The organism is Vibrio sp. YMD68 (assembly GCF_029958905.1).
Taxonomy (GTDB): domain Bacteria; phylum Pseudomonadota; class Gammaproteobacteria; order Enterobacterales; family Vibrionaceae; genus Vibrio.
The window spans coordinates 100,429-125,363 of record NZ_CP124613.1; the positions used below are offsets into that span (position 1 = coordinate 100,429).

At 43.6% G+C, this 24,935-nt stretch carries 19 protein-coding genes; 9 read left to right on the top strand and 10 right to left on the bottom strand.

Annotated elements, in window-relative coordinates:
* The first annotated feature begins 88 nt into the window (after window positions 1–88).
* Window positions 89–1,306: a serine/threonine transporter SstT gene (gene sstT, locus QF117_RS00475; protein ID WP_282385479.1), complete on the top strand. Its 1,218-nt coding sequence runs from the start codon at window positions 89–91 to the stop codon at window positions 1,304–1,306.
* A 113-nt stretch (window positions 1,307–1,419) separates the two neighbouring features.
* Here sstT and QF117_RS00480 read toward each other — a convergent pair whose 3' ends face one another.
* From QF117_RS00480 to QF117_RS00490, 3 genes are all read right to left on the bottom strand, one after another.
* The gene (locus tag QF117_RS00480) at window positions 1,420–2,580 is read right to left on the bottom strand and encodes a tetratricopeptide repeat protein (RefSeq protein ID WP_282385480.1); all 1,161 of its coding nucleotides are present in this window, start codon (window positions 2,578–2,580) and stop codon (window positions 1,420–1,422) included.
* 231 nt (window positions 2,581–2,811) lie between these two features.
* Window positions 2,812–3,141, bottom strand: a complete 330-nt coding sequence (locus QF117_RS00485; RefSeq protein WP_282385481.1) for a polymer-forming cytoskeletal protein — start codon at window positions 3,139–3,141, stop codon at window positions 2,812–2,814.
* 14 nt (window positions 3,142–3,155) lie between these two features.
* A complete protein-coding gene (locus tag QF117_RS00490; protein WP_282385482.1) occupies window positions 3,156–4,109 on the bottom strand; it encodes a M23 family metallopeptidase in 954 nt (317 codons plus the stop codon).
* A gap of 268 nt (window positions 4,110–4,377) precedes the next feature.
* On the opposite strand from QF117_RS00490, the gene QF117_RS00495 reads away from it, so the two are divergent.
* Window positions 4,378–5,082, top strand: a complete 705-nt coding sequence (locus QF117_RS00495) for a DUF445 domain-containing protein (RefSeq protein ID WP_282385483.1) — start codon at window positions 4,378–4,380, stop codon at window positions 5,080–5,082.
* A gap of 62 nt (window positions 5,083–5,144) precedes the next feature.
* On the opposite strand, the gene QF117_RS00500 is transcribed toward QF117_RS00495, so the two are convergent.
* The 6 genes from QF117_RS00500 to QF117_RS00525 all read right to left on the bottom strand — a co-directional run bounded on the left by QF117_RS00500 (window position 5,145) and on the right by QF117_RS00525 (window position 12,618).
* Complete coding sequence (locus QF117_RS00500; protein WP_282385484.1) at window positions 5,145–5,621, bottom strand: Lrp/AsnC ligand binding domain-containing protein; 477 nt, start codon at window positions 5,619–5,621, stop codon at window positions 5,145–5,147.
* Window positions 5,622–5,715: 94 nt separating this feature from the next.
* Window positions 5,716–5,946: a hypothetical protein gene (locus tag QF117_RS00505; protein WP_282385485.1), complete on the bottom strand. Its 231-nt coding sequence runs from the start codon at window positions 5,944–5,946 to the stop codon at window positions 5,716–5,718.
* A 268-nt stretch (window positions 5,947–6,214) separates the two neighbouring features.
* Window positions 6,215–7,705, bottom strand: coding sequence for a sodium/proline symporter PutP (gene putP / locus QF117_RS00510; protein WP_282385486.1), 1,491 nt, complete (start codon window positions 7,703–7,705; stop codon window positions 6,215–6,217).
* 72 nt (window positions 7,706–7,777) lie between these two features.
* The gene (locus QF117_RS00515) at window positions 7,778–8,473 is read right to left on the bottom strand and encodes a 1-pyrroline-5-carboxylate dehydrogenase (RefSeq protein WP_282385487.1); all 696 of its coding nucleotides are present in this window, start codon (window positions 8,471–8,473) and stop codon (window positions 7,778–7,780) included.
* A 13-nt stretch (window positions 8,474–8,486) separates the two neighbouring features.
* A complete protein-coding gene (gene putA, locus QF117_RS00520) occupies window positions 8,487–11,615 on the bottom strand; it encodes a bifunctional proline dehydrogenase/L-glutamate gamma-semialdehyde dehydrogenase PutA (protein ID WP_282385488.1) in 3,129 nt (1,042 codons plus the stop codon).
* Window positions 11,616–11,799: 184 nt separating this feature from the next.
* Window positions 11,800–12,618 (bottom strand): AraC family transcriptional regulator, encoded by an 819-nt coding sequence (locus QF117_RS00525; protein ID WP_282386175.1) that lies wholly within the window; start codon window positions 12,616–12,618, stop codon window positions 11,800–11,802.
* A 443-nt stretch (window positions 12,619–13,061) separates the two neighbouring features.
* Here QF117_RS00525 and QF117_RS00530 point away from each other — a divergent pair, with 443 nt between their 5' ends.
* The 3 genes from QF117_RS00530 (at window position 13,062) to QF117_RS00540 (ending at window position 17,640) form a co-directional block, all read left to right on the top strand.
* A complete protein-coding gene (locus tag QF117_RS00530) occupies window positions 13,062–14,168 on the top strand; it encodes a PEGA domain-containing protein (RefSeq protein ID WP_282385490.1) in 1,107 nt (368 codons plus the stop codon).
* A gap of 166 nt (window positions 14,169–14,334) precedes the next feature.
* A complete protein-coding gene (locus QF117_RS00535; protein ID WP_282385491.1) occupies window positions 14,335–16,158 on the top strand; it encodes an SUMF1/EgtB/PvdO family nonheme iron enzyme in 1,824 nt (607 codons plus the stop codon).
* A gap of 402 nt (window positions 16,159–16,560) precedes the next feature.
* On the top strand, window positions 16,561–17,640 hold the full coding sequence (locus tag QF117_RS00540) for a GGDEF domain-containing protein (protein WP_282385493.1): 1,080 nt from the start codon (window positions 16,561–16,563) through the stop codon (window positions 17,638–17,640).
* Between the two features lie 199 nt (window positions 17,641–17,839).
* Here the strand turns inward: QF117_RS00540 and pdxH are convergent, their stop codons facing one another.
* Entirely contained in the window at window positions 17,840–18,475 is a 636-nt protein-coding gene (gene pdxH / locus QF117_RS00545) for a pyridoxamine 5'-phosphate oxidase (RefSeq protein WP_282385494.1), read from the bottom strand.
* Window positions 18,476–18,704: 229 nt separating this feature from the next.
* On the opposite strand from pdxH, the gene QF117_RS00550 reads away from it, so the two are divergent.
* The 4 genes from QF117_RS00550 (at window position 18,705) to QF117_RS00565 (ending at window position 24,929) form a co-directional block, all read left to right on the top strand.
* Window positions 18,705–20,096: an HlyD family type I secretion periplasmic adaptor subunit gene (locus QF117_RS00550; protein WP_282385496.1), complete on the top strand. Its 1,392-nt coding sequence runs from the start codon at window positions 18,705–18,707 to the stop codon at window positions 20,094–20,096.
* 116 nt (window positions 20,097–20,212) lie between these two features.
* Window positions 20,213–20,878, top strand: a complete 666-nt coding sequence (locus QF117_RS00555) for a transglutaminase-like cysteine peptidase (RefSeq protein ID WP_282385497.1) — start codon at window positions 20,213–20,215, stop codon at window positions 20,876–20,878.
* 5 nt (window positions 20,879–20,883) lie between these two features.
* Window positions 20,884–22,794: an EAL domain-containing protein gene (locus QF117_RS00560; RefSeq protein WP_282385499.1), complete on the top strand. Its 1,911-nt coding sequence runs from the start codon at window positions 20,884–20,886 to the stop codon at window positions 22,792–22,794.
* 17 nt (window positions 22,795–22,811) lie between these two features.
* Window positions 22,812–24,929 (top strand): type I secretion system permease/ATPase, encoded by a 2,118-nt coding sequence (locus QF117_RS00565; protein WP_282385502.1) that lies wholly within the window; start codon window positions 22,812–22,814, stop codon window positions 24,927–24,929.
* Window positions 24,930–24,935 lie beyond the last annotated feature (6 nt).

The window sequence follows — 24,935 nt, forward strand, 5'->3', positions numbered from 1 at the left end:
ATGAAATTGTGCATCTATATCATTGCGCCGTTCAAATGGATGAACTTTATTATTACAATCCAAACACTCGCACATCACAGGAATGACCATGCCAAACAGCAACATTTTTGCCCGTTTTACCAGCGGAAATCTGGTTCTACAAATCCTAGCCGGAATTATTCTCGGCGTTCTTCTCGCGACAATATCGCCAGAAAGTGCCATTAGCGCCGGACTCTTAGGCAGTCTGTTTGTTGGTGCTCTGAAAGCTGTTGCCCCTATTTTAGTCTTCATTTTAGTCGCAGCTTCGATTGCCAACCAAAAGAAAAATCAGCATACGCACATGCGTCCAATCATCGGTCTGTATTTGATTGGTACATTAACCGCATCATTAACAGCGGTTGTACTCAGCTTCATGTTCCCAACAACGTTGACACTGGTTGCCGGTGCAGAAGGCGCTACGCCTCCACAGGGAATTACTGAGGTTCTCAATACTTTGTTATTCAAAGTCGTGGACAACCCAGTTAGCGCGCTAATGAACGCGAATTACATTGGCATTCTGGCTTGGGCAATTGGCTTAGGGCTTGCGCTTCATCATGCTTCAGCGACGACCAAAGCTGTGTTTGAAGATCTCAGTCATGGCGTCTCTCAGATTGTTCGCTTCATCATCAGGCTTGCGCCATTTGGTATCTTTGGTTTGGTATCGGCTACCTTTGCAACAACGGGCTTTGAAGCTCTAGCTGGCTATGCACAGCTCGTGTTTGTATTGCTAAGCGCCATGGCTTTCATCGCATTGGTTGTAAACCCAATCATTGTGTTTGTGAAAACGAAAGAAAACCCTTACCCATTAGTTCTTCAATGTCTTAGAGAAAGTGGTGTTACCGCGTTCTTTACTCGTTCAAGTGCTGCCAATATCCCAGTCAACATGGCACTTTGTGAAAAACTAAAATTAGATGAAGACACCTATTCTGTCTCCATTCCACTGGGTGCGACTATCAACATGGCAGGCGCAGCCATCACGATTACCGTACTTACCCTTGCGGCAGTTCATACTGTGGGTATTGAAATCGATCTCATGACTGCGCTGTTACTGAGTGTCGTTGCTGCGGTATCGGCTTGTGGTGCTTCAGGCGTCGCTGGTGGTTCACTGCTATTGATTCCATTAGCATGTGGGCTATTTGGTATCCCTAACGACGTCGCAATGCAAGTCGTTGCTGTGGGCTTTATCATTGGTGTGATTCAAGATTCAGCGGAAACAGCACTGAACAGTTCAACTGATGTTGTCTTTACTGCTGCGGTATGCAAAGCTGAGCAAAAGCGTGGACAATAATCTCACTCACTTGAGATACCCCCCTTCACTCAGCGAGTGACAATCCCTTACTAATAACAATCCCTGCGAATAAAGCAGGGATTGTTCGTTCGATTACCATGAAAATCACATCGCTACTGTATCGGTTTATCGATTTGATTGGACGAATAATTAAAGTGATTTTCTAGCCCTGAATCGTTCGTTTTTGTCGGTTCGTTTATTTCCGATTCGGATTTTTCGAGGCCAACACCCAAAGCATCTAATGCTTCATCTTCTGATTTAATCACCTTCTCCGGCAAATAGACTCCCCGTTTATAGAGCTTATTCAACGCTTTAATGATGGAATGCTTGCCCACTTTCTTCGCGCTTATTTTCTGAAAGAGCGGTTTAGCCAACGACTGAAGACCGACAACAGAATCAACCCCAATGTTACCGCCCACCCTATCTCGTATCGCTTTAGCGGGCTCGTACCCAAAGTACGCTGATAAAAATAACCAAATATACGCAATGGCATTACCACTGCTGCCTCTATCAATCCAGGCTTCACCGGCATGACACATCGATTGAGCGTGGCCTTTTTCAGCGGCACGCTCTAACCAGTAACAGCCCTTACTGTGATCTTTCTCTACACCAACGCCATTGAGATAAGTAAGCCCCAGTTTCATTCGACCTTCATTACTGTGTAATTTAGCGGCTTTGGTATACCAAAAACTCGAATCTTTTGGGGTAGGTAATGGATTACTATCAGACGTGCACCAATCTCCCATAAATAGAATGGCAGGGACGTATTTGTCTTCCGCTGAAGCCCGGATCATATCCAAAGCTTTCTCTGCATTTACCGCAGTGCCTCGCCCATTTAACAAGGCCATTCCCATGTCAAACTTCGCTTGCGAGTTGCCCTCTAATGCCTTTATGCATATCTGCCAGTACTTCGCTTTCTCTTTAAGTATGAGGTCTTCTCTGACTTTCTGGCTAATACGAATCACGCCATACATGCCAGTAATATTATCCAGCTCCGCGGCTTTACTGTACCAATACAACGCTTCTTTAATGCTCTTCCTTTCTCCTTCCTTCGCCAGATAAAGAATCGTAGGAATATGACCGTTCTCCGCTTTATTCAAACGTTCTTGTCTTTCCATTTGGCGCGATTTCTCTAGTGCTTTTCGATAGGCCGCTTCTCGTTGTTTTTTTTCTTCTTCTAGCCTTTTTTTGCGCAGCGATAATGACAGCATCCACAGAAACGCTATGATCAATGACAAACCGGTTGCGCCAATCGCAATCCCTATAATATTCATGTGCAGAATTCTTTTATTATGATGCTAAGTTATCGGTAATTTGATCGAGAAGTTGAAAAATACCGACTCGTTTGACTTACCCAAGTAAAATTATATGCGAATGAACCCTAAGTAACATAGCTTATATTTCTGACCTTAAACTACCACATCCATCATTCATCGTTACTGTTTCCATAAAAAAACCCCGCAAAAGTGCGAGGTTCTCACTGTTTACCACGCGAAGTAGTAAGGCTACTGAGAGCTAGTCCGTGTCGCGTTGCTATCGACCATTTTAGGCTCTGACATCTTCTTCGCATCACTCAATTCAACCACTTGCTGTTCGGGCATTGCGTGAGTCACTCCAGTGAATCGTCCACCCGTTTGAATGCTCAAATTGTCACTGTATATCGTTCCTACCACACTGCCTCGTGACAAGATTTCAATCGTCTCAGCGTGGCAAGTGCCTTCAAACTTTCCGTTGACTAACACTCGCTCAGCGTAGATTTCGCCACTGACGATGCCCGTTTCACTAATGGTGAGTGTGTGTTCAGCGTGAATCTCTCCATCCACTGCACCATCCACTTGTAGATCACTTTCTAACCTGAGTTGGCCTTCGATCGAACAGCCTTTTGCGATGACAGTTGTAGCTGACTGCTGACTCTTGACTCGACCTTGTTTACTAAAGATTCCCATCGGATACCTCTTACTTTACTGAATATGGTCTCAAAATCATTAACTCCCCAGTCCACAAAGGGTCTTGGGTCTAATGAGCGACCAACAAATCTAATTTCATAATGTAAATGTGGACCAGACGACAACCCACTATTCCCAGAATGGGCAATTAAATCGCCTTTCTGGACGAAATCACCACTTTTAACCAAAAACTTATTTAAGTGAGAATACGAACTCGTAAAGCCATAACTGTGTTGAAGTCGAAGAAAATTACCCGACCCTTTTTGGCTTGACCGAGTTACCTCGACAACCCCATCAGCAGGTGCATACACAGGTGTACCCGTATTGACCGCAAAATCCTGACCGCGATGCATTTTAATCGATCCGGTCACCGGGTGTTTTCTCTTGCCGTATCCTGACGAAATTCTCGCATTATGAACAGGCGGACCACTCGGAATTTGAGTCAACATCACCATCCTGACCGATGAAGTAATCGCAGCGGTATCTAAGCGTGATTCAAGTTCACTCGCATCTTCGATGTCACCCATGCCCAATACTTTTTCAAGATCACCCAAGCGGTCAGAAACGAGGTTCATCCGCTCTTCTCGATCGAGCAAATCACTTTCCAAATTAATCTTGAGTTCTTGAAGTGAAGAGACCTCTTCCGTGAGCGACATAGATTTAGTTTCTAATTCTTTTTGTTTTAGCTTCGCAAAATCAACTTCATCGACTAAATGATAAATAACACCAACTGTGGCAATAACGGCAATTAACGAAAAATAACCAAGCCCTTTTAAACCGTGCCTGATCCACTTTCCTAGATGAAAATGTCTCGTCCCGTGAATAGACGAAACTGAAACTACGACTCTATCTTCCATACTTCCATCAGTTCAATTACATAAAATCAGGCTGGATTCTAGCAAACAAGTTCTATTAACAAAACTAAGTCCTGTTTGCGATTGCGCGAATATCACAGCTTTATTGTTAACTCTGTGATTTACGACGAGTCATTTTTAGCCCTGATTTAACCCAAGCTACCAGAAACCTTCACAATTTTTTGCTGTACTGGAGTAAAGCCATTTCTTTGCTTTTTTATTGTTTCAAAATCTCTTAATATCGCTCCATGATTTTTTAACCGTCACGATTATGAACAAAAGCTTATTTACTAACGTTTCTGCACTGATCATTCTCATCCTTGGCTTCTACTTTGACAATGAAATCGTTTTTTATGCCGGTCTTTTTGCGTTTTCAGGCGCGGTAACAAACTGGTTAGCCGTACACATGTTATTTGAAAAAGTACCTGGACTTTACGGCTCGGGTATCATACCGGCCAGATTCGAAGAATTTAAAGCGGCTATTAAAGTCCTCATGATGGATCAGTTCTTTACCCGAGAGAACATTGACCGTTTTCTAAATAAAGAGATGGCTGGCGATAAAACCCTGAATTTAGAGCCAGTACTAGAAAAAGTGGATTTCAATCCGACCTTTGATTCTTTGGTTGAGGTCATTGCCAATTCGTCTTTTGGCGGTATGTTGGCCATGGTTGGTGGAACAGAAGCACTTGCACCATTAAAAGAACCTTTCGTTGAAAGAATGCAGCAGGCTGTTGTCGAGATCAGTCAAAGTGATTCGGTTAAAGAAGCCATCAAGGCACAGTTTGAAACACCGGAAATGATGGATGAAATAACCGTCAATATTGAAAACATTATCGATCAGCGATTAAATGAACTCACGCCTCAGTTAGTAAAATCCATCGTTCAAACGATGATCAAAACTCACCTTGGTTGGCTTGTGGTTTGGGGGGGGATTTTTGGCGGTGTCATCGGTGTGATTTCTTCGTTGGTTCTATAGCCAGACTTCACGATGACGCTTAAGAAAACATGTAGAAAGGAAAATGTGGATGCATTTTCCTTTTAAATCGTTGAAAGCAATTCCGGGTTAACCCCATATCCTCGTTTGTGCTCTTCTATCACCACTTCACTTCGGGTTTGAATCACCCCTGGTAAGGTTCCAAGCTTACTCGACATAAACAATTGATACGCTTTCATGTCTTTTACTCGTACTTTTATCATGGTATCGAAGTCACCTGATAATGAGTAACACTCTTCAATTTCAGGCATGAGAGACACGGCATCGGAAAATTTCTCAAAGATTGAAAAACTGGTTTGATCTAGGCGTATGTGAATAAAAACCTGCACGTCTAAACCGAGTTTCTCTGGGTTTAGTTCAGCACGGTATCCACTAATAAAGCCATCTTTTTCAAGACGTTTGACACGATCGGAGCAAGGTGACGTGGTGAGGTTAACCTGTTTAGCAAGCTCTACTATTGATAAACGCCCATGCAGGTGAAGTGTTCTTAATATTTCTCGGTCTATACGATCTAAATCCATTTTCGTAGGCGCATCCATCAAAGTTAAACGTGATCATATACTAATAGTGCTTGGTTGACGTTAAACTCGTTTTGCCACAGCAGTAGAGCGTGGATTAGATCACTCTTATGTTCGAAAAACTCGTTTCTGTTAGCGTTGAACGGCTATTACAGTCGCGACAAAATCCTTGTTTCTCCATTTTTACGTAGTGCTCTCCTTGAAACAAACTCGAAAAAAGCATCTGTAGTGAGTGCAATGTCGATTCGGGCTTTTCTGTCTGGCAACGCTTCATAACCACTTTATGGTGTGTAGGTTTGCGACAACAATGACAGTAGACCTTCGACATTTTGATTTCTCCAGAACGATAAATGGGTTATTGATAATGGACTCATTGTGAATCTGTTAGTTCCATTGGCTCAAACTTTAGTCTAAGAAACGTGACCTAAGTTACGAAAGAAAACCCTCTTGTTCACCAATACCAGCGACTTTCTAGCCTAGATCTCATAATTTGAATGAAAAAATGCCCCGCCAAAGGCAGGGCATCACTGATACTAGAGCCTTAGACCAACGATTAAGTCAGGCCAAGGTCATTGCTTTTCAAATTATAGTCAAAACTAGTCAAGCTCTTGCAGCTGCTTTTCAAACTTAGCATGCTGTTTCATAACGGCATCTTCTGGTTCAGCCGTTAATAGGCTAACAGCAATGATACTTATTGTTGATAGTATGATACCCGGGACAATTTCATACACATCAAACCAACCACCACTGAGTTGCTTCCAAATTACGATAGTGACACCACCAACAATAATACCCGTCAAAGCGCCATTGCGGTTCATTCTTGACCAGTAAAGGCTAAGAACAACAGCAGGACCAAATGCAGCGCCAAAACCAGCCCAAGCGTAAGAAACCAAGCCAAGAACTGAGCTATCAGGGTTCATTGCTAAAAATAGCGCAACAATAGAGATACCAATGACAGCAAAACGACCGATACGAACGATGTCTTCTGAACTCGCATCCTTATTCACAACCTGCTTATAAAAATCTTCAGCCAATGCAGAAGAAGACACCAATAATTGAGAATCAGCAGTACTCATAATCGCAGCGAGAATAGCGGCCAATAGGATACCCGCAATCACTGGGTGGAAAATCGCATCCACTAACAGCATGAATATTTTTTCGCCATCAGCCAAACTTCCCATCGAAGAGTTGGTGACATACACCAAACCTACCAAGCCAACTAACATAGCACCAACCATAGACAGTGCAGACCAAATGACCGCGATACGACGAGCTGTTGTTAGATCTTTATTTGAACGAGTGGCTTTAAAACGAGCCAAGATATGAGGCTGACCAAAGTAACCCAAACCCCATGCCGCTAAGGAAATAATAGCAATGGCCGACAAAGGCTCACCTTTCGTATCATTCCATAGGGTTAATAGTTCTGGATTAATGTTATTCAGGTCCGCTGTCAGATCACCAATACCGCCTTGCATTGCTGCAATAGGGACAATCAATAGCGCAGCTGCCATCAGTAAACCTTGGACAAGATCGGTCCAAGATACGGCCAGGAATCCACCAAACAATGTGTAAGAAACCACACACAAAGTACCGATAACGAGCGCAACCGTATAATCAATACCAAATACGGTCTCAAATAATTTACCACCAGCGACTAAACCAGAACTTGTATAGAAAAGGAAAAATAGCAGAATGAAAAATGCTGAAATAGTCTGAATCAATTTCGTGTTGTCGTTGAATCTTCTTGACAGGAACTCAGGTAAAGTCAGTGCATCGGTCGTGATACTGTACGTTCTTAAACGTTTCGCACTGATAAACCAGTTGGCCCATGTACCTAAAAGCAGACCACCAGCAAGCCAAAATGCTTCGATACCCGCAGCATAAGCGTAACCAGGCAAACCAAGCAGTAGCCAGCCACTCATATCCGACGCCCCAGCAGACAATGCAGAAGGCCAAGGCCCAAGAGAGCGGCCGCCTAGGAAATAGTCGGTAGAATTTTTTGTACGTTGGTAAGCGATAACCCCAATGGCTAACATCAAAATGAGATAGGCAATAAAGGTTGTTGTAATAGCAAAGCTATTTTCCATTTGTTGTTCCTCTGATAAAAAGACAGTCTTCCATGAACGCCACGACAAACCCGTGGCGATTACTTGAAATCGTTAATGAGCTTCATTTCCAAGCTCAAGCAGTGTGGCATTCCCCCCCACTGCCGTGATATTGATGGTTCGTGTTCGCTCGGTAATAAAGCGCAAACACAGTGCAGGGTCTTGCGCATGGGTCAGTTGCGCCATATCCGTTTCTGAAGTCAATAATACGATCGCTCCATCTTTCTGAGATAAGTGGCGATTGATCGCGATTTCTGTGTCCATGCGGCCTACATAGCCGAGAGACCGAATATCGGCATCCAGTAATGGTTGATGCGCATCGAGAGGCTCAAACTGCAATACGTTGGCGGGCAATTTTGCTGCTCTAAACGCCTCTTCCAGAATTGAAACCAGCTCTATATCATCGCTACAAACAATCACGCTATTGCCTGCAAGCAACGCCGTTGATACGTATGACATAACGACGAGATTAGCGTTATTTTCAGCGCTGTCATGAACAACAAGAGCAACGCCACGCCCTGTTGTATACAGTTCATTGGTTTCACCGGTTGGTCCAGTAAGTTGATGAGTATCAGCAAGCAACTTAGTCGAATGCTGAAGGTGAAATTTCATCACAGAGCTTAAAGAGGTTTTCTTTTTTTCAACCTCCGTTAACGCGCTCAGCAAGTAAGCACTTCTGGTTTTATAATTAAGCTGACTCCAACTTTTCCATGCAGTGTAAGAATCAGAAAAACGTGTGATTTGATGCATTATGTTCTTTCTCCTACACCGATGGTGTGAGTTTCAATTGAGTAAATCGATAAAGATAGTGAGGCCCACCCGCTTTAGGACCCGTTCCCGATAGACCTTGCCCACCAAATGGTTGAACTCCGACGACCGCGCCCACTTGATCTCTATTGATGTAGCAGTTACCCACTCGAGAATGCGCTTCAATCCAACGGTATGTTGTTTCGTTTCGGCTATGGATTCCCATCGTTAAGCCAAATCCCGTTTGATTGATTTTTTCAACCACACTGGCGAGCTCATGAGCTTTATAACGAACGATATGCAAAATCGGCCCAAACTGCTCTTCTTCGAGCAATGCGATGTCTTCGATTTCAAAGGCACAAGGCGCAATAAAATCGCCGTATTCACAGCTATCATCTAAGGAAAGTTGAGCCACTTTTTTCGATGACGTCATCATGTTTTCAATGTGTGCGAGTAGCTTTTGTTTTGCTACTTTATCAATCACAGGACCAACATCTGTGCTATGCAGATACGGTACGCCCACTTTGAGTTCATCCATCGCACCTTGAATCAGCCCAATGATGCGATCAGCGATGTCTTCTTGCACATAGAGCACTCGCAATGCTGAACAACGCTGACCTGCCGAAGCAAACGCAGAGCGAATAACATCGCGCACCACCTGTTCCGGTAAAGCCGTGCTATCAACAATCATGGTATTTTGGCCACCGGTTTCCGCGATAAATGGCACCGATGACTGATCTCGTTTCGCGAGAGATTGATTGATGCGTTGCGCGGTGAGTGTTGACCCGGTAAAAGCGACACCAGCGATAAGAGGATGCGTCGTCAGTGCCGATCCAAGATCACTACCTCTGCCAGGCAGAAGTTGAACAACGTTGCTTGGAAAGCCCGCTTGATGCATTAGCTCTACCGCTTTAGCAGCAATTAAGCTGGTTTGTTCCGCAGGCTTAGCCACAACCGTGTTACCCGCTACCAATGCAGCCGTAATTTGACCAAGGAATATCGCAAGTGGGAAGTTCCAAGGGCTAATACATACAAAGACACCCAGCGCTTCACGAGAGGTATAATTTAACGTGCCGTCAAACGCGATAATTTGCTCTGGTGTGAACTTTTCAACTTGCTTTGCGTAGTAACGACAGAAATCCACCGCTTCGCGAACTTCATCAATACCATCATGAATCGTTTTGCCCGCTTCTTGATGGCAAAGCGCAACCAGCTCAGCTAGGTTGTCTTCCAGTAAATCGGCTAATCGGTCAAGAGCAGCGGCTCTTTCGCTTACTTCTGTCTCATTCCACTCTGAAAATGCCTCGGAGGCACTGGTGATCGCTTGGGACACATGATCAAGGTTTGCATAGGCCACCTGACCGACGTTAATGCGGCGATCATAAGGCGCGGTTACCGTTACCAACTCTAATGGTCCACTTTCCTGCTCAGCATCTATCTGGAGACCATCAATCATCGGCCCCGCTGACCATTGTTTATCGAGGAAGCTCGACACTTGGTTTTCAAAAACCTTCGCTTCGCTTTCGATATCAATATTGACGCCAGAAGAGTTTTTGCGCTCAGAAAAAACCTGTGCTGGTAAAGGGATACTCGGGTTGTGAAGAGAATCGAAAGCCAACAGCATATCAACTGGATGCTGAGTCAAGCTACCAATAGGGCAGCGCGCATCGACCAGTCTATGAACAAATGAACTGTTCGCGCCATTTTCCAATAAACGACGAACAAGATAAGGCAAAAGATCTTTATGGCTTCCAACCGGAGCGTAAATACGAACAGGCTGCTTGAAGGTTGCTTTTGCGTGCTCGTGCAAAGCATCACCCATACCATGCAAACGTTGGTACTCGAATTGATCGTGGGTCGCCATTACCGATATAGCGGTTACAGTTTGCGCATTATGGCTGGCAAATTGTGGGAAGATATGCCCTTTAACACCCTCACTCAATAAGAATCGAGCACAAGCAAGGTAGGCAACATCGGTGGCTTCTTTTCGAGTATACACCGGGTAATTTGTATACCCACCTTGCTGAGATAACTTAATCTCAGTATCCCAATAGGCGCCTTTCACTAAACGAAGAGGGATTTGATCGCCTTGCTCTTTAGCCAGTTTCGTTAACCAGACAAGAACCGGAAGCGCTCTTTTTTGATACGCTTGCACGACAAGACCGAACTTACCCCATCCTTTTACTCTTTCGCTTCGATACAGCTTTTCAAACAGATGCAGTGACAGCTCCAAACGGTCCGCTTCTTCTGCATCAATGGTAATCGCGACATCCAATTCAACCGCTCTATCCAGTAATTGCATCACCGTGTCGTGCAGTTCATTGAGAATACGCTGCGAATTGGCCACTTCGTACCTTGGGTGTAATGCCGAAAGCTTAATCGAGACTGACGAGGGCGAGCCGCTGGTTTGCCCTTGGATTTGACGTCCAACCGCTTCAATGGCCATCAAGTAACTTTTAAAGTACTTGTTGGCATCGGCGGTCGTTAATGCCGCTTCACCTAACATATCAAAAGAATAGCTGTACCCTTTATCGACGAGTGGACGCCCATTCTTTTGCGCTTGATCGATACTGCGACCAAGCACAAATTGATGCCCCATGATCTTCATCGCTTGGTTCATCGCTTGACGAATCACCGGCTCCGATAACTTATTGACTAATCGATTCATCGCCTGAGTTGGGCTGTTCGACTCTTTTTCTGATAGACCGATCACTTTACCCGTTAACATCAATCCCCATGTTGAGGCATTAACGAAAACGGAATCCGAATTTTTCAGATGAGACTTCCAATCAGCAATGATCAGCTTATCTTTAATCAATGCATCAGCCGTCGCGCTGTCGGGAATTCGCATCAATGCCTCAGCCAGGCACATAAGTAAGATACCTTCATGGGTATCTAGACTGTATTCCAATAGCAGAGCATCGATCATTTGAATGGATTTTTTGTCCGCTCGAATCGACTCAATCAAATGCGTTGTTTTCTCTTCTATTATTTGTTTTTCATTGTCTGAAGAGGTTGCTAAAGGAATGAGCTGCTCAAGCCATTGTGATTCATCAACCATATATAGGGGAGATATCTGCGCCCACAGGGTATCCAGTGGCTGATCCATAAACTCTGCTTTCAACACATCGGTCGCTGTAAACATGGTTTTCCTCAATTTGACACCTAAAGAGAATCTTTAGATTTCCTACCATGGCTGGCAGTGTATTTTGAGCCGACGACGATTACTTGTCAAAAACTCCGAAGGATTTGCTGTATTCTACGTTATTTAACAGAATATAAACAAAATCACACCGAATTTACTAATGGATGATACTGCATAAACAATTTTATTTAACATTAAGTACGTTTTTGTATTGACGAGGAGACATCCCCTGCAACCTAGAGAACGCATGGGCGAAAGTACTTTGGCCAGAAAAACCCGTTAACTCGGCCACTTGACCCAAAGAATAGTGGCCTTTTTCAATCAATGATTTAGCTTTATCAATGCGTTTACCTAAGACATATTGATGTGGCGTAATCCCCATCTGCTCTTTAAATAAGTAATGAAACTGACTTTCCGCTAGAAATACACATCCAGCTAACTGAGCGACCGATATCTTACGACTAAGGTGATGCTCAATGTATCGATCAATCGTGTCTAAAGAGAAACGTGACTCTTTCTTTGAGTGTTGAAACGCCGAGATATGCCTCTGTAAAAGCGCGACCACCGTATCGTTGCAGGCGCGACTCAATAAAAGATCGTCAGGGTGCAGCTGCATTTCGTTGGTCAGCATCTGAATCAATTTTTGTATCTGATCGTCTAATTGAAAATAGGTGTTGCTACAAGAGAGTTGATTGAGTTTTTGAAGCAGCAATGGATCATCACTGCTGGGCATAGGCATATTGAGAACCAAGATTTTTGAGTTTCCGACAACGCCACCAAAAGCATGATCGCTTCCTGATGTCACAACGCAACCTTGCCCAGGACCAACCAAATTACCTTTGCCTGCTACTTCAAACTCTGCTTTGCCTTTTAAACCAATGACAATTTGCGTGTATTGATGTTCATGGCAGTCCATATAGGAAGGTAAAGTGATCAATTCTGCAGGCTTAGGCGACAAAAGATTGGCTCTTTTTTCAAAAGTAGGCGTCATGATTTCATTCATCTCTTTCATTTTTGCTAATCTACCCTGATGTATTGGCACATACTATCGCAAAACGCATCGATTATATAATCATGCCAATCGATTAAAACGCATGTAAAATCACATTCATATCCCAGACTGTCCACCTAAACCCCACGGTTAAAATTTGAACAATTACATAAATGGAACAATGATCAAGTGCACATTAATTACGGTTAATGTCGATTCAATCGAAATAGATGGATGCTGCATCAAATTATAGGCTTGCATATTTTAAGATAAAGACCAAAATGGACAGGTACTGATAAAAATTTATCGAACACGCTATTCTATCAACTTGTTATTGATAAATTTTCCGTGCTGATAGAAATATAATTTTTATTATGAGACGACGAAATAAGTCGTCAAAAGTTTGTCTTTTCCACTGATAAGTGGGTTAACACGTTAATTTGTTGCAGGGACCTATGATCAAACGTCGAATCCCAGCGCTCTTGCTTGCGCTAAGCCCTTTTTGGGTATCTGTATCGGTGAATGCGGAAGAAGCCAACCAGATAGACCCGGTTGCCGCTATCGATGAAAAAATCAACATTAAGCAAAATGAACTCGATACCATTGCTTCAGATTATGAAGATGAAGCGAGTAAACTTCAGCAGCTTAAGAACGAGCAAGCTCGTCTAACTCGCGATGCCAAAGATCTCAATGCGAAACGCAATCGAGCTAAATCTGCGTTAGATAAGCAATATGGCCGCCTTCTTGACGACCCTGAGACTGACCTGATTTCATTCCAAAAGAAATATCAGGAAACTTGGGCAGCGGTTAAGAAAAATCAATCTGATACACTGGAAAATGATCAGGCGATGACCGAAGTCGAAATGCGCCTTTCTCAAGTAAAACAGAAGCAAGCTCGTCTTAACACAGAGTTTTCTAATTTAAGAGAATTGCGCGTAGATGCTCGCGTCAAGCGCATTCAATCAGAACTTCGTGAAAGCGATGTGCTTGAAACCAGCTACAAGACAACCTGTTCTACCACAATGACATTAGGCGAGTGTGCCAACCAAGGCAGTCACTTAACCAAACAAAAAGCCGTTAAAGCCTTTAGATCTCAGCTGCTCAATAATCTTACAGAGTCGGTCATTGCTAAACAGAATCTGAAAGGTGTTCAGCTCAATATTCATATCCAGGAAAGCCAAGTTATTCGTAGTGGTTTCGAAGGAAACAACGAATACTTCACTCAATTACAAGCACAACTTCAAGCCAAACCAGAAGCGGTAGCCGCTTGTAAACTTCTTAATGTATCAAGCCGTTACTGCCTAACCAGTGATTCGGCGGCTACGACAAACAAGAAAGATGATAAAAAATGGGCAAACGTCACCGTTCGTTCCGATCAATATAATGACTCTGTTGTCATTAACGGGGTCAATTATGGCAGCACTCCTGTTGAAGTTGTGTTACCTAATGGTCGTCATCAAGTGAGTGTTTCTAAAAGTGGATTTGAGACGTATAACCGCGTAGTCACTATCAACGGTAGTGACACGGTTTGGGTGAAGCTACTCCCACGCAAAGAAAGCTAATATTTGGGAAATGAAAGCAAGCGCGTATTCGTTCTTACTTTCGTTTTTTAAGATCGTTATGACATGACGCCATTTTCTCATTGCCTCGACAGGATGTAATGAGCAAAAGTGGCGTTTTCGTTCAAAATATAACCGTTAATTTTTAATTTGATGAAGTAGGAAAACAATGCGACGAGGTTTACCCGCTCTCTTGCTAGCACTTGCTCCTGGTTTAGTTGCAACCTCAACCATTGCAGAAGATGTACCGACATCGGTCCTTGCAATCGATGACGCACTCTTTACCAAGCACACCGAGTTATCAAACGCTCAGAAAGACTCAGATACCCAACAGCAAGTCGTTGAGACCCATGAACAGCAATTGAGTGATTTCAACAAGCAAGCGAAAAAACTGGACCGTTCTTTAGCCAAAGCTAAGGCTAATCTAGAACGCGATTATAACCGCATGATTGACGAACCCGAACTCGACCTTACTTCTTCGCAAGAAAAATACCAAAATGCCTGGGCCAGTGTAAAACAGAATCAAATTTTACGTCTCAATGCAGAACAAGCTCTACAAGAACAGCAATCCATCCTCACTCAAAAGAAAGCGATTGTGACTAAACTTGAAGAGGATGTTACTCACCTAGACCGCTCCAAATTACGCGCTCGTGCGGATCGTTTGAAGTCCGAGTTACGACAATCTGGCTCTCAAAATGTTAGCTTTACCAACGTTTGTTCAACGACAATGACCATTGAACAATGTGATAAGCAAACCGTGGATCTCGCGCTTCAAAAATCGGTTAATCAATTTCGAACTGCCCTTGTCAGCAAAACCAGTGAAGAGACACTGGTCAAACAAAATTTAGATAAAGTCTCTTTGAACATTCATGTGTTGAAACACAGCACTATTGAATCGGGTTTCTATGATGGTAAGCGCTACCGTACGATCATGGACGTTGAGCTAGATGCAAGACCAACAGAGGCCACAGCATGTACACTGCTTAACCTTGACGCCAAGTTTTGTTTTGCGCCAGGCCAATACAGTGAAAGCACAGTTAAACAAAAAGAAACTGCCTGGGTCACGCTCATTGTGCGTTCCAATCAACACAATGACCGTGTTGTGGTTAACGGGGTCAAATATGGCAGTACGCCAGTCGAAATCATGTTACCCGTTGGTTCGCACATGGTGAGTGTTGAAAAAGAAGGGTATAGCTCTTTTAATCAAGAGGTGAAAATTAGCTCTGATCAACAACTTCGAGCCGTGTTGCACGAAAATCAAAATGAGCTTAAAGCAGGTCATGTATTTGCGGATGCGTTGGCTAATGAAGGTGTTGCGCCAAACCTCGTCACCTTTGTACCCGGAACCTACCTAATCGGAGAACATGGTTCAAAGCAATATCACCTTGATCATGCTTTCGCAATCGGGGCGACTCCGACGACCGTTAATCAGTTTACGCGCTTTATTGAAAGCACCAACTATCAAACCGATGCTGAGTTAACCAAAGTATGTACAACCATTACTAGCTCAGAGATCACTCCGATCCCTGATAGTTATTGGCGAAACCCTGGTTTTAAACAGTACGCAAATTCCCCCGTTGTTTGTGTCAGTCAAAATGACGCGAACGCCTATACTCGCTGGCTTAGTGAGCAAACAGGATATAGCTATCGACTGCCGACAGAAGAAGAATGGGAAATCGCAGCAAGAGCGGGAGCACAAACTAACTACTGGTGGGGTGACAAGTTTAAACCTGGTGAAGCGAATACCGGTTGGAGTGGCACGCCTTGGTCAAATACCAGCACATCGCCCGTCAGTGCGTTTAAACCCAATAGCATGGGGCTTTACGACATGGTAGGAAACGTATGGGAATGGACTGGGGATCGCCGTGGCATGTCAAAAGGTGGAGCTTGGAGTTTTTCCCCAGCTATGGCTTCATCTCACGAACGACTCTTTGTGGCTCCTTCTTCCGCTTCAAACTATGTTGGTTTTAGAATTATTCGTGACATCAACTGAATGCCTAATGTGTCATTAGAGTAAAACTGCTTAGTATAACCATGACGCCACTGACCATCCGGTTCGTGGCGTTTGTGTTATTTTCATCCAGATACTGAACGTAGGCGCGGTGAGCAGCCTGCTTTTTCAGTCAGTGATTTCTTCTCTCAATAGACAGTATAACTGCCTCAGTTTTGAGATGTGCGTTGTAAAAATCAAAAGTCACACGCTCATTCAAGGCCCCTGTTTTCAATGTCCCCCTCGCTCCATGTCTGCAACCCACTCATATTATTCATGTTAATTGTCAATAAAGCACTGCATCCATCGTATTGGCGTAATACAAGGGAAATATACACGCACGTAACATTTCTTTATCATTTAGCATCGCAACGTTCAGGGAATATCGGTTAGAGAACTCAATCTATGAAAAATGAAGAATTGGATAACAAAATATGCGAAGTAGCCTGCCTATCTCTTGCCATATTGGTCTTGGCAGGGACGACTCTTCGACCTTTGTTTAACGAGCAGCACTACCTATTTACTCTGATTGGGTGTTTCAATTTTCTTATTGCATTCAGTTCGTATTGGTTAATAAAAACGAAGCGAGTGACTCAACATGCTGCAACGTTAGTTGTTACCGTAACGGGGATTTGCTTAGTTCCACTCCTATGGATTTCAGGGGGGCTATTTAGCCAGTTCAATTATCTCATTCCCGTTATTCCAGTCTTTACCTGCCTGTTTGCTAACTGGAAAGTAGTGCTCGCTGTTAGCATTAGCTTAATTTCATTAGTGTTACTTATGTACTTAAAAATGCACTGGTTCATCGATATAGACCAAGAGATCCATTACTCAGAAAGCAAACAAATCGCCAAGACGTTTTGGCTATTAACTTCCATTGTCATCAGCGCCGCACTTGGTTATTACCATCGAGCACAAAACCAGCAAATAAAGACGCTCTTACACAAGCACGCTTATGTTGATCCTCTGACTGAAATTGGGAACAGACGCTTCATTGAAACCAATTTATCTCAAACTTATGAACAAGTGAAAGCGAATGAAGGAGCACTCGGCGTCATGCTTATTGATATCGATCACTTCAAAAAATTCAACGATAACTTTGGGCATGAAACTGGAGATAAAGTCCTCAAAGAAGTCGCACAACATCTAGACACACATATTGGAAGCGGCGGCCTAATCGGCCGATTTGGTGGTGAAGAATTTCTTATCGTTTTACCCGAACTTTCTAAAAACGAATTCGAGCAAATGGGAAATAGCATCGTCAATATCATCCATTCTCTTGAAGTAAAAGACGGTGATATACAGCATAGGGTGACGGTCTCTATTGGCGGTTATTGGCAAGAAGGCGCTCGTTTAATGCCTATTAATAAGCTGGTGAAACTCGCCGATAACGCACTCTATAAAGCAAAGAGTCGCGGTAGAAATCAATTTATCGCACACTGCCAAAAGACCGAGGATAGACAAGAATTGTCTTATATCATTTGAATACAAAAAACTTGTAAGTGCTAGATGGTAAGGATTTGAGTGACAGGTATGTTTGTATGATGTTTCATACCATGAGTAGGGCGTGTTGAGCTTTCGAGGTTCAATTTCGTTCGAGATAAATCCGCTCAAAATATCAACACCCCCCTAAATGGCGCATCACTGAAATGGCAGTATCATTGTAAATACAGAGCCCCTCACTCTAGGGTGCAAGCCTATCAATAATCCACGCGCCTTCATGCTGAGAAAATAAGAAACGATCATGAAGTCGGCTCTCACCACCTTGCCAAAACTCGATGGTTTCAGGCTTAATCCGGTAGCCTCCCCAAAAGCTTGGAACCGGGATTTCGCCCTTCTCAAACTTCTTTTTAAGCTCTAAAAACTTACCTTCTAATACGCCACGAGCCGAGATACGGCTGCTCTGCTTGCTCGCAATGGCCGCTATTTGACTGTCTTTCGGGCGAGAAGTGAAGTACTTCATATTCTCTAAAGCACTGAGTTTTTCTGCCGTGCCTGTAATATGGACCTGACGTTCCATTGAATGCCAAGGAAAATGTAAGCTAATCTTACTGTTAACGCCGATTTGTTGCGCTTTTCGGCTTCCCAAATTGGTATAAAAAACAAATCCGTCTTTGTCTGCATTTTTGAGTAACACAATACGCTGAAAAGGCTGTCCATGCTCATCCACAGTGGCAACCGTCATCGCTGTAGGATCGGTCAAATTGGCATCAATGGCTTGTTGCAACCAGCCATTAAACTGCTCGATCGGATCGGCATTAAGATCACGTCTTCTCAATCCGTCTTTTGCATACTCTCTGCGAATGTCTGAAAGTTCCATATTAGCTCCTAATCATTTTACTCGATTGTGCTCTGATAGACCTTAGAACTCAAGTATGTTGTCACTCACAAAGTTCAAAAATGAAGCTAAACTGAATGATAAGTCACAAAGCCAAGACTAAACATGACCTAAATAGAATAGATATCATTGATAATGATTAGCAAAACCTTAACATTTACGTCAATTAGTAATAAAATCAAATAAATAATAGCTATGGTAAGGATGTACCGTGAGCAAAAGCAGTTATGAAAAGCTCTCTCCTACAGAATTAGATTATGTCGATGACAAAACCGCTGCGCTTCTACTCAATACCCCGAGCAGCGCTCGTATGATGTTATGGGTCATGATTCTCTTTTTTATTGTCGCTATTGCCTGGGCATCTTGGGCTGAAATAGATAAAGTGACCGTTGGTCAAGGCAAAGTCGTCCCATCGTCTCAACTTCAAGTTATCCAAAACCTAGAAGGTGGTTTGGTTAAACAAATTCTCGTTCAAGAAGGGGATTTTGTTGAAAAAGGACAGCAGCTATTACTCATTGACGACACTCGCTTTCGGTCTGATTTTCGCGAGCGTGAGCAACAAGTCTCCAACTTAACAGCCAATGTATTTCAACTCGCTGCATCTATCTCTAGCGTCGTAATACAAGAAGACTTTGACCTCAACAACTGGCAAAACAACGTCACGATCAATTACGGACAACTTATCTTCCCCCCCGCACTTGCCGAATCCAAACCTAAGTTAGTTGCAAGGCAACAAGCCGAGTACAGACAAGATCTCAATAATTTGAGAAACCAAATTTCGGTCATTGATCAGCAAGTTTCACAGAAACTTCAAGATTTAGTGGAGACTCAAGCCCGTATAAAAAACCTTCGACAAGGCTACGATTTCGCTAATAAAGAGCTCGAGATTACTCGCCCTCTCGCAGAAGAAGGGGTAGTGCCACGCATTGAACTATTGAAGCTACAAAGACAAGTAAACGACACTCAGCGAGAGCTCACCTCAAGCGAATTAAAAGTGCCTATCCTACGTTCTGCGATTAGAGAATCCATGCTTAGTCGCATTAATGCGGCCCAAGATTTCCGCTCTGAAAAGCAAGAGAAGCTCAATGAAGCGCAAGACAGGCTCTCTTCTATGACGGAATCCAAAGTCGGGCTTGAAGATCGTGTAAATCGCACCGTGGTGGTTTCGCCAGTGACCGGAACGGTGAAAACCCTCTACGTCAATACCGTAGGCGGCGTCATTCAACCGGGTATGGATATCGTTGAGATCGTACCCACCGAAGACACCCTCTTAGTCGAAGCGCAAATAGCACCTCAAGACATCGCATTCTTGCGCCCAGACTTAACGGCCATTGTAAAATTCAGCGCGTACGACTTTACTAAATACGGTGGCTTAGAAGGCGCACTGGAACATATCAGCGCAGATACAACGCAAGATGAGGAAGGCAAAAGTTTCTATCTCGTGCGTATTCGCACGAATCAAACGGGATTAGGTACCGATAATTCTCTACCCATCATACCCGGCATGACAGCTTCAGTTGATATTATTACCGGAAAAAGAACGGTGATGAACTATCTTCTAAAACCGATCTTAAGTGCTCAGCAGAATGCGCTAAAAGAATAAGAAACGGTAACAACGGTCGCTCTAACAAATTCAAAAACTGCGAGCTATAGAGCGAATTCAACAACCAATAGGATTGTATATGACCACGTACTTGCGACTCTGGATGTAATTCTTTCATGCACAAATATTGGCTGATATTACTACTGGTACTATTGACTACATCTAACTCGGTGGCTCTGAATACTAAAGAGCAGCAATGGGTCGATGCAGTCCATAATACCTATGGAGGTAGAGCCGGAAAACGAGTCGAAACGTGGCGTAAGCAAATGGCAGTATTTCATGGGCTGTCTGAACGAGAGCAATTGACAGAAGTTAACCGCTTTTTTAACCAACTGAACTTTGTAAATGACATTAACCTTTGGGGAAAGAAAGATTACTGGGCAACACCCCTTGAATTTTTAGGCAGTAATGCTGGTGACTGTGAAGATTTCACCATCGCTAAGTATTTTTCTTTACTGGAGCTTGGTGTATCAGATAAAAAACTACGTTTGGTTTATGTTAAAGCGATAGAACTCAATCAATTCCATATGGTTCTGGCGTACTACTCTACACCGAGTGCGGAACCGATTATTTTGGACAACATTAACGGACAAATTAAACCAGCCTCAAAAAGAACAGATCTACTGCCAATTTACAGTTTTAATGGTAAAAACTTATGGCTGATGAAATCGAAAAAGGGCCAACTGGCTGGGGAGTCCTCGCGCTTGAGCTTATGGAATGACCTAAGAGCAAGAGAACGATCACTAAAACTTAACAAACCTATTGTTAGTTACGATGAGTAAGCAACATGACATTATATAAACAGCTTGTCGCGGGTATGATTGCGGTATTTGTAATGCTGATGGCATCGGTATTCATTATCGAGTTCAATACCACACGAGATAACCTCGAGCAGCAGCAACGTTCGGAAGTTAATAACACCATCAACACGGTTGGGCTAGCACTCGCACCTTATCTGCAAGATAAGGATATCGTTGCGGTTGAATCGGTCATTAATGCCCTTTTCGATGGAAGCAGTTACGCCATTGTCCGATTGATCTTCTTAGATACAGGCGAAGAAATCCTACGCTCTTATCCGATAAAACCGAACAATGTTCCAGATTGGTTTACTAACCTTGGGCTGTTTGAGCGTATTCACGATCGACGGGTTGTGACCAGTGGTTGGATGCAACTGGCTGAGGTCGAAATTGTCAGTCATCCTGGAGGCGCTTACGTTCAACTCTGGAACGCCCTTCAACGCCTCGCTATTGCTTTTACCATGATTTTCGTACTCGGATTGCTTTCGATTGCTTTTATCCTGAAACGGGCTCTTCGACCGCTGCAACTTATCGTTGAAAAAATGGAACAGGTTGCCAAGAATCAATTTGGTGAGCCACTTCCTCGCCCTGCAACCAAAGACTTAATCTACGTTGTCGATGGCATTAACAGCATGTCTGAACAAGTTGAAAAAGCGTTTCGCGCACAGGCAAAAGAAGCGCAGCAACTTCGTGAGCGCGCTTATATTGACCCAGTATCTAAGCTCGGAAACCGCGCTTACTATATGAACCAGCTCAATGCTTGGCTGAGTGAAAATTCAAACGGCGGCGTCGCTATTTTAGAAGCTGGATTTATCAAAGAGTTGTACGATGAAAAAGGCTATGAATCTGGTGATGGTATGGTCCAGCAGTTGGCTGATCATCTTAAAATTTCCATCTCATACCCTGACCTAACCATTGCTAGAATTTCGACTGAGGAATTCGGATTTATATTCCCTAACATCGATGATAGTGAGCTAAAAATCGTTGCCGAGAGTTTGCTTAGCTATGTTCAAGACATTAATTCTGACCCGACAGGTACCGCGGCTCTGAACCTATCTTTGGGCGTTGTTCATACTAAAGACTCAAAATCCTCAACCGAGATTTTAACCCTGCTTGATAACGCACTAGCGACGGCTAAGTCTAGCCCAGAAATAAGATATGGTTATGTATCCAGTACAAATACTCAGAACATCATGGGTAAGCAACAATGGAAAGCACTAGTAGAAGAAGCCATTCACAACCATCTTATACAATTTCGCTTCCAAGCTGCCAATAATAGTTGGGGCCAGACCTATCACCGCGAAGTCTTCTCTTCAATCGAAAAAGATGGGGAGCGCTTTAGTGCAAACCAATACCTGTTTGCATTAGAGCAATTGAACGCCAGCCATATTTTTGATGAATTCGTCATTAATTCGATGATCGATAAACTAGAAGCTAACGAGTTTGTTGATCCTGTTGCAATCAACGTATCCCAAAGCAGTATTTCCCAACCAAGTTTCATACGTTGGATTGGTCAAAAGCTGTCGAAACATACCTCGATCACTGACAAGCTTCATTTTGAGATACCAGAAACATGCTTTAACACCTCACCCCACCATACCGCGCTGTTTTGTAATGCGGTTCGTAATGCTGGTGCAGAATTTGGGGTAGATAACTACGGAAGAAATTTCCAATCCCTCGACTACATCAACGAGTTCAGACCTGCTTACGTAAAACTGGACTATCTGTTCACTCACCATCTAGATGATGAAAAACAGAAGTTCACTTTAACGTCGATCTCACGGACAGCACACAACCTTGGCATCAAAACCATCGCATCTCGTGTAGAAACACAAATGCAGCTCGACTTTTTGTCTGAGCACTTTATTGAAGTTTTCCAAGGCTTTATTGTCGACAAATAACATAAAGGTTTAACTGAATGCAGGATCCGCTACTTAATTCGCTCATTTATGTGAGCCGCTATTATGGATTAGCAAATTCACCAGAAGCATTGATCAATGGCTTGCCATTATCTGAAGGTAAATTAACACCCTTTTTATTCCCGCGTTCAGCTGAACGCGCAGGTTTGGTTGCGAAAGAAAATCAGGCTCAATTAAAAGATATTCCGACGCTTATTTTACCCGTCGTCCTTCTGCTCAAAGAGGGTGACGCATGTGTGCTCAATAGTATCAATCTAGAAAAAGAAGAAGCGGAAATAGTAACAGGTGAATCCGGGCTTGTTCCTATTTCGATCTCGCTGGCGGATTTAGAACCTCAGTTTACCGGACGATACTTCCTAGTTAAGAAGCAATTTCGCTACGATGAACGATCGCCTGAAATACTGAAAACTCGTGATGGACATTGGTTTTGGGGGACAATCTGGCAGTCGAAAAAGATCTACCGAGATGTTTTTATTGCGTCCATATTGATCAATATTTTCGCCATTGCCGCACCCATGTTTACTCGTTTAGTTTACGACAAAGTTGTGCCTAACTTGGCCTTTGAAACTCTGTGGGTGTTAGCCAGCGGCATCTTCATCATTTTCTTATTTGATTTATCACTGAAACTGCTACGAAGTTACTTTATTGATGTTGCGGGGAAAAAGTCCGATATTCTCATTTCCTCGAAGCTGTTTAGTAAAGTACTTGGCATTAGAATGGAGTCCAAGCCGCCTTCCGTTGGCGCGTTTGCTCGACACTTGCAAGAGTTCGAATCGATTCGGGAATTTTTCACCTCAGCGACGATATCTTCATTAATCGATCTGCCGTTTTCATTGCTCTTTCTTGCCTTAATCTGGTTGATGGCTGGCGATCTCGTCTATGTGCCGATTGCTGGAGTCTTGATCCTGGTGATTTACTCCCTTTTAATTCAAGGCCCACTGCGACGTGCGATTGAAGAAGGATCCAGACTAGCGTCTCAGAAATACGCCAACCTCATCGAAAGCCTCGCTGGCCTAGAAACCCTCAAACTGTTTGGCGCACAAAGTCAGTTTCAGTATCGCTGGGAAGAAGCGGTGGCGCATATGGCGAACTGGAACATCAAAAGCCGACGCATTACAGACGGTATTCAAAACACGGCAGGTTTTGTTCAACAGGCTTCGAACGTTGGCATGATCATCGTTGGTGTGTATCTCATTGCCGAAGGCGAGTTAACCATGGGGGGCCTAATTGCTGCAACGATGCTGAGCGGACGAGCAATTGGCCCTATGGTCCAGCTCTCATTGCTCTCTACTCGCTATAACCAGGCTAAATCATCCATGTCTATCATCGAACAGGTGATGGGGATGCCCGATGAGCAAGAAGAAGGTAAGCGATACATTCACAGACCCATCGTCCAAGGAAAGATCGAACTTGACCGAGTCACATTTAACTACCCAGATTCTCCCATTGCTTCAATTCGTGAGCTGAGCTTAACCATAAACCCAGGGGAAAAAGTCGCCATTATAGGCCGAATCGGTTCAGGTAAAACCACACTTGAACGCCTCATTATGGGCCTATACCAACCTATTGAAGGCAGTGTACGCATTGATGATACGGATATTAAACAGCTCCATCACATTGATATTCGTAGAAATATTGGCTGTGTTCCCCAAGACAGCAATCTATTTTATGGTTCTATTCGTGACAATATCACCCTCGGCCGCCCGTTGGCAGATGATCGCGATGTCATGGACGCGGCGAATCGAGCTGGTGTAACGGTGTTTACTCAGCAAGATCCTGCGGGGCTTGAGCGTCAAGTTGGTGAAGGAGGGCTGCTGTTATCAGGCGGCCAAAGACAAGCCGTTGCCATCGCTCGAGCAATTCTGGGAAGGCCACCCGTGCTTCTTCTTGATGAGCCAACAAGTGCGATGGATAATCGTTCTGAAATGCACATCAAGCATCAACTGGGTCAAATGAAACCCAATGAAACGTTGATTCTGATCACTCATAAAACGTCCATGCTGGATATTGTTGATCGCGTTATTGTGATGGAAAAAGGCAGCATTATTGCCGATGGCCCTAAAGCGCAGGTTCTCAATAACCTAAAGCAAGGCAAGGTTCGTACACCGAGTAATTAAGCTATT